Source organism: Asanoa siamensis (assembly GCF_016862555.1).
In the GTDB taxonomy this organism is placed as follows: domain Bacteria; phylum Actinomycetota; class Actinomycetes; order Mycobacteriales; family Micromonosporaceae; genus Asanoa; species Asanoa siamensis.
This window is the reverse complement of record NZ_BONE01000158.1, coordinates 1-7,293: the sequence shown is the minus strand read 5'-3', so window position 1 is coordinate 7,293 and position 7,293 is coordinate 1. Positions and strand designations below refer to the sequence as shown.

The 7,293-nt window shown below is 65.2% G+C and carries 5 protein-coding genes and 2 pseudogenes; 3 read left to right on the top strand and 4 right to left on the bottom strand.

Annotation, left to right across the window (positions count from 1 at the left end):
- The first annotated feature begins 592 nt into the window (after positions 1–592).
- Positions 593–943 carry a hypothetical protein gene (locus Asi02nite_RS40555; RefSeq protein WP_203719365.1) on the top strand — a complete coding sequence of 117 codons (351 nt, stop codon included), beginning with the start codon at positions 593–595 and terminating at the stop codon, positions 941–943.
- Between the two features lie 363 nt (positions 944–1,306).
- On the opposite strand, the gene Asi02nite_RS40550 is transcribed toward Asi02nite_RS40555, so the two are convergent.
- Positions 1,307–1,639 (bottom strand): hypothetical protein, encoded by a 333-nt coding sequence (locus tag Asi02nite_RS40550; RefSeq protein ID WP_203719364.1) that lies wholly within the window; start codon positions 1,637–1,639, stop codon positions 1,307–1,309.
- Positions 1,640–2,381: 742 nt separating this feature from the next.
- Between Asi02nite_RS40550 and Asi02nite_RS43050 the strand changes: the two genes are divergently transcribed.
- Together Asi02nite_RS43050 and Asi02nite_RS40545 are read left to right on the top strand one after the other, a co-directional pair.
- Complete coding sequence (locus Asi02nite_RS43050; protein ID WP_444541788.1) at positions 2,382–2,873, top strand: DUF4760 domain-containing protein; 492 nt, start codon at positions 2,382–2,384, stop codon at positions 2,871–2,873.
- Between the two features lie 2,297 nt (positions 2,874–5,170).
- Positions 5,171–5,410 carry a hypothetical protein gene (locus tag Asi02nite_RS40545; protein WP_203719363.1) on the top strand — a complete coding sequence of 80 codons (240 nt, stop codon included), beginning with the start codon at positions 5,171–5,173 and terminating at the stop codon, positions 5,408–5,410.
- Between the two features lie 136 nt (positions 5,411–5,546).
- On the opposite strand, the gene Asi02nite_RS42175 is transcribed toward Asi02nite_RS40545, so the two are convergent.
- From Asi02nite_RS42175 to Asi02nite_RS40535, 3 genes and pseudogenes are all read right to left on the bottom strand, one after another.
- Positions 5,547–5,696, bottom strand: coding sequence for a hypothetical protein (locus Asi02nite_RS42175; RefSeq protein ID WP_239127706.1), 150 nt, complete (start codon positions 5,694–5,696; stop codon positions 5,547–5,549).
- A gap of 454 nt (positions 5,697–6,150) precedes the next feature.
- Positions 6,151–6,600 (bottom strand): annotated as a pseudogene (locus Asi02nite_RS42170) (class I SAM-dependent methyltransferase); the annotation flags it as partial.
- Between the two features lie 470 nt (positions 6,601–7,070).
- A pseudogene (locus tag Asi02nite_RS40535) lies at positions 7,071–7,293 on the bottom strand (hypothetical protein); the annotation flags it as partial.

The following is a 7,293-nucleotide window of genomic DNA, read 5'->3' as shown; positions in this document are numbered from 1 at the left end:
CCGAGACCGACCGCGGTGAGGCGGAAGGTCAGGAGCCCGATCACGTCAGGACCGCGCGTGTTCAGGCTGAAGGTGCTGCCGTTCTCCTGCGTGAAAGTTGGAACGCGTCGGGTCGAGCGTCACCGTCCACGTTGTGGTGAATTCCAGGCCCCGGCAGCACAGCGGCGTGGTCGACTTCAGAGTCACCGCTTTTCAGATCGATCTCGTAGGCGCCGGCCGAGGGCGCAAAATCGTCGATGGCGCGTAGTAGCCAACCGTCCTGGAATCCGCGCACACGGCGGGGCATCGTCCTGCTGGACGATGCCGGAATCGGTTTGGCATCAGGTTGTCGTCCGAGGTGTCGTTGGGAGTCGCGGCGCCGGTGACCTCGATCGGCGCGAACGTCTCGGTGTTGGCGCCGAGCGCGTTCGACACACAGGTCTGAGAGGGCGTAGATCACGCAGGAGAAGCCGAGGACGCCCGCGACGGCGAGGGTGACGGCCAGAACGGCTTGTTGCGCTTCTGCAAGGGCAGACTCCTCAATGATGCCCGCGCATTTCGCGAGCCGTTCAGGTGCTGTTCACCGCTTTCCGGGCTTTCAAGGAGATTATGTATGTTCGGGTTACGTGTTGTACCTGGGGCAGTGGTGCTCGCCCTGCTCGCGTCGTCCGCCGCCGCAACGGCCGCTCACGCTGCCCAGCCGCCTCGAACACCTTCGTCCATACACGACGGGCGTGTCGTCGCCCAAGGGGCCGCCGACGACGTGATGATCGGCTATTGGGAAGACGAAATCAGATATGCGGGCATCTATCGGGGCTACGCTTGGGTTGAGGTTTACAGCACCGGCAGAAAGAAAATCGGCGTGTGTGACACCCTCGGCGAGGGCAGTGAGCCAACGCTTCAGATAGACCCGACCGTCGGAGAACCGATTGAGTATCAAGACCCCGACGGATCAGCGAGCTGACTTCTGATCTGGCAGGCAACGAGCGCGACCCTCGATAATCCCCTTGGCTCCTAACATCACCACGCGGAGGCCCGCGCTTTTGGAGCAAATCGTCGCCGCCCAAGACCTGAATGTCCTGACGGAAGCGCGAGGAAAGGGGACCGTCGCGGTCCCCCTTTTGGCGTGCTTTCGGGTTCAACGGCGGAGATCGGGTTCCAACTCACCACAGGATCGCGATCTCTCGCCCGCGTATCGGCCGATTACGTTGGCCGCGTTGCCGCTCTCGTGGCCCCCGGGCAGGGGTCACGAGGACGTCGGCCGCCGTCCTGGGGACTCCGCTCGGCCATGGGGCGGTTCAGCACCAGACGTTCGCGATATCGTCTCTCACGTTGGCGTGGAAGTTGCCCGTGCCCGGGTTGTGGCGGCGACCCGGCCCTTCAGCTCGTAACCACGACCGTTCCAGTTGTAAAGCGACACTGAGACGCCTTGTTGGTTTTTGAGCGAGTGGACGTTGTCCATGACGGGAGAGCCGCCCAGACCAACGAAACCGCAACCGACCTGCACTGTCCGCAGGCCGGTGCCGACGAGTCCGGTGCAGTAACAGGCCGCGGCGTACGTGGGACAGTCATAGGCGAAGAGGGCCCGATCCTGGAACACCCTCACCCCCGAACTGTTCGTCGCGGCGCTGGTCGGCGGCGCCGGGTCCGCGTCCGCCAACAGTGCGCCTTTGTCCCCGCTGAGCCGCGCCGCCTGCGACTGGGCGACGAGCTTCGCCCCGCCCCTGGTTCACCTGGGCCGCGCCACCGGCAAGCGGGGCGGCGAACAGGGCTAGGACGACCAGTAGGCCGAACGAGCCCCTGACCCGGCGTTTGTTCTTCAGCCTGTGAGAGCCTCCGTCTTCCAGTGATCCGAGATGAATGGTGTACCGGAGTTTGGTTGGTTCCGCTGTCGTGGGAGCCGGTGACCACGCCGAAGACGCCTTCAGCACGCCGCCCGATCCGGCACAGGCCGGTAGCCTCACGATCTCGTAGAGCGGCTACGTCGGTTGAAGGTCCGGGCCGACCCCTGGCCCCGCTCTACGCGGTCATCATGCCCAAGCAGCTACTGAACCTCAAGCGCTCGCGGAGCGAAACCAAACCGCGTCGCCGCACTAGATCGACCTAGCCGGCCGCCAGATCCGACACGTCTGTGCGATGCTCGTCGCCCACATCAAGGTTAAGTCGCCGCGACGGTCCCGCAGCAGGTCGGCGTAGGTGCATACCGTCGGGCCGAGGGCTACTGCCAGCGACGACGACATAAGCGATCGCCGTGACTGTGCGTCCGCGACCTCGACGAGTTCAACAACTGAGGCGTGCAACGGCGCGCACGGGTCGTGATGCGCCGTCCGGCATGATCGCGAGAGTGAGAGCGCTGGTGTGGATCGACTATTCTGCATATGTGGATTCGCAGACGGTGATCACTGTTATCACTATCGCCATCTCTGTCACCTCTCTCGCCGTTCGAGGCCCAGCAGTACGTTCTCTACCAACTCAACAAGGATTTTCCTGAGGTTTCCGCATACACCGCGCTGCCGCTGGAGACGCGATCGCAAGTTCGCGCGGTAGCCGGGCTGTACGACGACCTGGGCAAGTTGGTCGCCCATGGGATCGTCAAGGAAGAACTCGTCATGGGTTCCAATGGCATCCACGCCAGACGTATCTGGGAGGCAGTCGAGCCCTTCGTGCTAGAGGAGCGCCGGCAACGTAGGAGCAACTTGTGGATCTATTTGGAGGACCTGGCCTATCGAGCGGCCCAGACGCCGCCGGCTACGATCCACGCGAAGCTGAACCTGCATCGCTATCTGGCGCCCTTAGCCCACCGCGACGGTCTGGTACCGAACGATCCTGCCGTTCCTCCGCAGCGGTCGCGCAAGCGGCACGTGGGGCATGGCGAGACAGAACCGCCGCCGTGAACGCGCGCCCGGCTAGCCATCAGAAGACCGCATCACGGCCTGGGTGGTTCATCCGCGAGCACGGCTGATGGCGGCGCCGCCAACCCACATCCGCCTCAAAACGTCGCAGACGGAAGCGAACGCCGATGCGGAACGGAACCGGCTGATCGCTGCGGTGGCAGCCTGGCGATGCCGTCCGGAACCGCTGCACTTCGATCCGGCCCTGATTCAGGCCGCTATGCGTGGTGCCGTACCCACGCCGGTGCTCGGCACCACCGTCAGCGCCAACAGGGTCTCGACCGTCACAGCGCGAATCACGGCAGACCGAGGACGGGCCATCCGAATGCCGGCCACGCCGGTGGGCGGCGGGGCCGGCATTCGGCCAGACGATGGCGGAGGGACCCGTCTGGCCCCACCGCGACCGGCGGCAGCGATCAAGGTACGGACTTCAACGGGCTCGAAGGAGACGTCAGGTGCAGTCCACGAACATTGGGGATGAGAAGAAGTAGTCGTCACTGCGTTGGGTCGACCCCGACCCCGGCAGGATGACTGTCGTAAGGACGACGCCGTACATCTCACTGCCAGGACAACTGCGGGTCATTCCCACACCAACGTTTTGGAATCGTCCGGCTGGGCACGCTGGGTTGTGGTTGACATAGCGTCCACACCTGAAATTGCTCTCCGCGCTGAGTCGGTCGGTGGCATAGTCGTAGATCTGAATAGTCTGCGAGATACCAGCGCACTGTACGATGACTCCGTCGGACGCCCGCTGGCAAAACGCCTGGCCCTGGCCCCGGTATGCCACATTCCCAGCACTGTTGGTGAACTCGTTGACTGCAGCGCAATGAGCGGCGCGGTAACCCGCCACAGTGGCGCCGAAGTTTTGGCACCTGTGGCCTATGACTGCTTGCGACGTCAGATCTGTCGAGGTCGTCGGTGCGGCCGCGGTGCCGGCGGGACGGGCCGGATTTAGCCCGGGGGGTGCAGCAGTGGCTGGCGTTGACGTCGCGATGAGTAACAAGACCACGCTTGCCAGGCAGGCTAGCGCGGCAGTACTGCTCCGAAGTGTTCGAATGACGGTCATCGTTCGTGCTTCCATTCTGTCAATGCCCACCTCCGAGAACAGCGCCGGCACCACGGATGAGCGTCGGGGCTGGCGAGAGATGTTTCGCATGCATATAGGTGCGACGACGCGAAAGTGGCTAGGTGACTGAGTTGGACGTTGAGAACAACCCCTCCTTTGTGCGGACGAGCAATTTGCGTTGACGCTAACGCCCGGGCACTTCATATCGGCTTCTAACGCCAAGAGCGAGCTTGGCCGCGGCGTGCGCCGAGGCCATCGGGTCGCCGCGACCTGGACGGAGCACAGCAGCTGATCGTCCAGGTTGAGTGCTCGTCGGGCGGACGGTGTGGTCGCGACCGCGATCGCGCGGCCCCCTCATGGCAGACTCGATGGATGTTGTGAATGGCATCCCGCAGCCCGCGGGCTCCGGCCCAAGGCCGCCGGTTGCCTCGCAGCGCACGAGGTGGAGCCGGATCCCCAAAGCAAGCTGTGCCAGTACCGATCTGGACAGGCGAGGCTGCGGATTCGGCCCGCGTCGGAGGGTTCCATTGCCGCAGCTTTCTAGCCGTGCCGTCTTCTCGGCGACGGTCCGGATCTTTCTCCGCCAAGACCCGCGAGGCCATCCGTACCGAGAGTCGGCGCCTGCGCGAGGACATCGCCGAGGGTACAAGCTGCCAGCGGAGCTAACGCTTGTGGAGTTGGCGTTGACGGACGATGAAGAAACGACCACCTTGACGATGCCGCGGCGTAGGCGCAAACGTGAGCCTGCCCCTGCGAAGCCTGAACGCGTTGAATCGCAGGGGGACGTGGCCGGGGAGCAAGCCAAGGCGGCGCCGGTGCGTTGCAAAGCACGCCGAATAGTGCGGGCGTCGCACTGCCCTCGGGACGAGCCACCCGCCGGCGAAGAACGGTTCGCCGCCCTTGGACCACCAACCGCCTTACGCGGTGGTTCCGTTTTCCGCGGCGATCCCCGGCCAGGGTGGTGTCTATTAGCCTCCGTCTAGCGCGGTACTCGTCGGACTACGACGAGCAATCCCTCCAGCGGGCCAACGAACTGCAACGGCACGCCGACCACATGCGCGAGGACCTGGTCCGGGCGAACGACGCGGCGAACGAGGGTGCCAAACGGACCAACCCCGCCGGCACGGTGATGCCGAAGTGGATGCTCCCGCGGCAGGTGCCGTGGGCGACAGCCTGGACCTGTAGCGATTGCCGACCGGGTCACGGTCAAGATCGTCGGTCGACCGTGCGGCGGGTGACGGGACAGCCGTACATGATGCGGGAGATCGACCGCTGGTGCGACCGGATCCGCCGGTACGGGAACTTCACCAGCCCGTACGAGTCCGGGCAGTACGCGCGGGCGTGGCGCAAGCAGGTCGAGCTTCCTTCCGCGGCGTTCGCCTGGGGTCAGGTCTCCAACGTCGCCTGGTTCGTCGAGAACGGCACCCGCAACGACGATGGGTCCGTGCGGATGGAGGCAGCACTTTGTCCGTGACGCGATGAGTGCCGCCTACGACTAGAAACGTTGACACGGCGGGCCGTAGAGCAGTAGTTGGCCTCGACGCAGAGGCACTGGTAGGGATTGCCTCTGACGACGTATCAGAACGCATCCCCCGACCCCGAGTCCTTCGTCAAACGCGGCGCCGCCGGCGACCAAAGGTCGTGATGAGTCCCGCCGTCGCGACGGCGGCGACGAGGAACATGGCGAACTGGATCGTGCCTTGGCTGGTGGCTCCCACGCTCAACGCGGCCAAGCTGACCAGCGACGTGAACGCCCACACGACCACACGGTTGGTCGTGACCGGCAGCCGCCAACGTTGGCTGGCCCCTGCCTTGTTGGTTACTGTCATCTTCGTTGTTCCTCCGTATCCATGCCTGGACGCGCTGGAGCGGCGTTTGCGGTCCCGCTCTGCCAGGAGCGGGGCCGCGCCGCTTGCGGGGACTGACTCTAACGGGCGGGTAATACAGACTCCGGCGGTGAAGGGTGGTTGCGGGGTTCGATGGACCCCCGCGAGGCGCTATTTGATCGCTATCAGCGAATCGACCTAGCGAATTCGTAGCGATTTCCTCGGACGTCGAGCGGCTGACCTGGGCAAACGTTCCGAAATCCCCTGCCGCGTAGAGCTTCGGCACTTCATTGCCGACATCGACGATGCACAACTCGCTGACCTGGGCTTTTGGCTTTGTTCTCCAGGTCGGAGTCGTAGAGGAAGCAGGTGCCGGCGGCGGCGAAGGTGATTCGACATCGTCGACGCTGGGGTACCTGTCCACCACGCGGACGACCTCCGGGAAGAAACCCGAACAGCGTGATCGCATGGTGGCGGCCGGCGAGGGTGGATCGGATCAGCACCGGGCCGCCGGGGCGCAGAACGCGCCGCAGCTCACGGGCGGCAGCGGTCAGGTCCGGCACGTGGTGGACGACGGTGGACAGCCAGGCCGCGTCGACGCGGCCGACGGGATGTTGGCCACCTCCCCCACCAGGACCTGTGGGTGCAGGCAGCGTGCGCGCACGGCCTCGGCCGGCTAGGCGGCGATGACCTCGATGCCGTCGAACCAGTCGGTGAAGGCCCGCGCCCACACGCCGGTGCCCGCCCCGACATCGAGTAGGCGCGTACCGGGCCGACGGTCGAAGTGCTGGGTCACCGCTTCATGCCAGCCGGCTCGTCCCTCGTCGGGCGGGTGGCGGTCACGGCGAGGATGATGCCGTGACTCACATACGGCAGTTCGCCTGGCCCGGTTATGACGGCGTCGCGGAGTCGCCGCGGCATCGCCAGCCGCCCCGCTTTCCGGACGTGCTGTGTTCGAAGCCGATCAGCACACCGCCCCGACCGTAGCGCGGTGGCGGCTATACGGAGCCGAAACGATCAGCCATCCGGGCGGCACGCTCTACGCCCACCTGCCGTGCTGATGGACCCGGCCGACCGCACAACCCTGCGGGACCTCATCGGCGCGTCTGCCGAGAGGTTGGTCTACCTGCACGGTGCCGGCGATCGAGACCGAACCTGGCGGCGGCTGACCGAAACTGGTGAAGTGCGAACTGGCACCTCCTGGGTTCAGGTCGCCTCAACACAGGTCACCGCCGAAGCCAGACAGGTTCTGGCTTCCAATCACCTCGAGAATTCTGGTGCGCCTGGTCGCTGAGCACCCGGCAGGAATCAGCAAGGTTGGATCGGCGCGTCTACCGCACCCACTGAACGGCTTCCTGGCGAGCCGCTTCCACCTGGGACCCCGATTGCCGACGGTGCCTTGGCGCGCAGGAGTGTGCCGTCCTCACGCTCCATGGCCAGCGCGTAGGCCGGGCCGATGATCACGCCGAAGGCCACTAGACCGCCGAGGATGCTCGGCATCGACACCGAGGGCAGGAGCAGTGACGTCCCC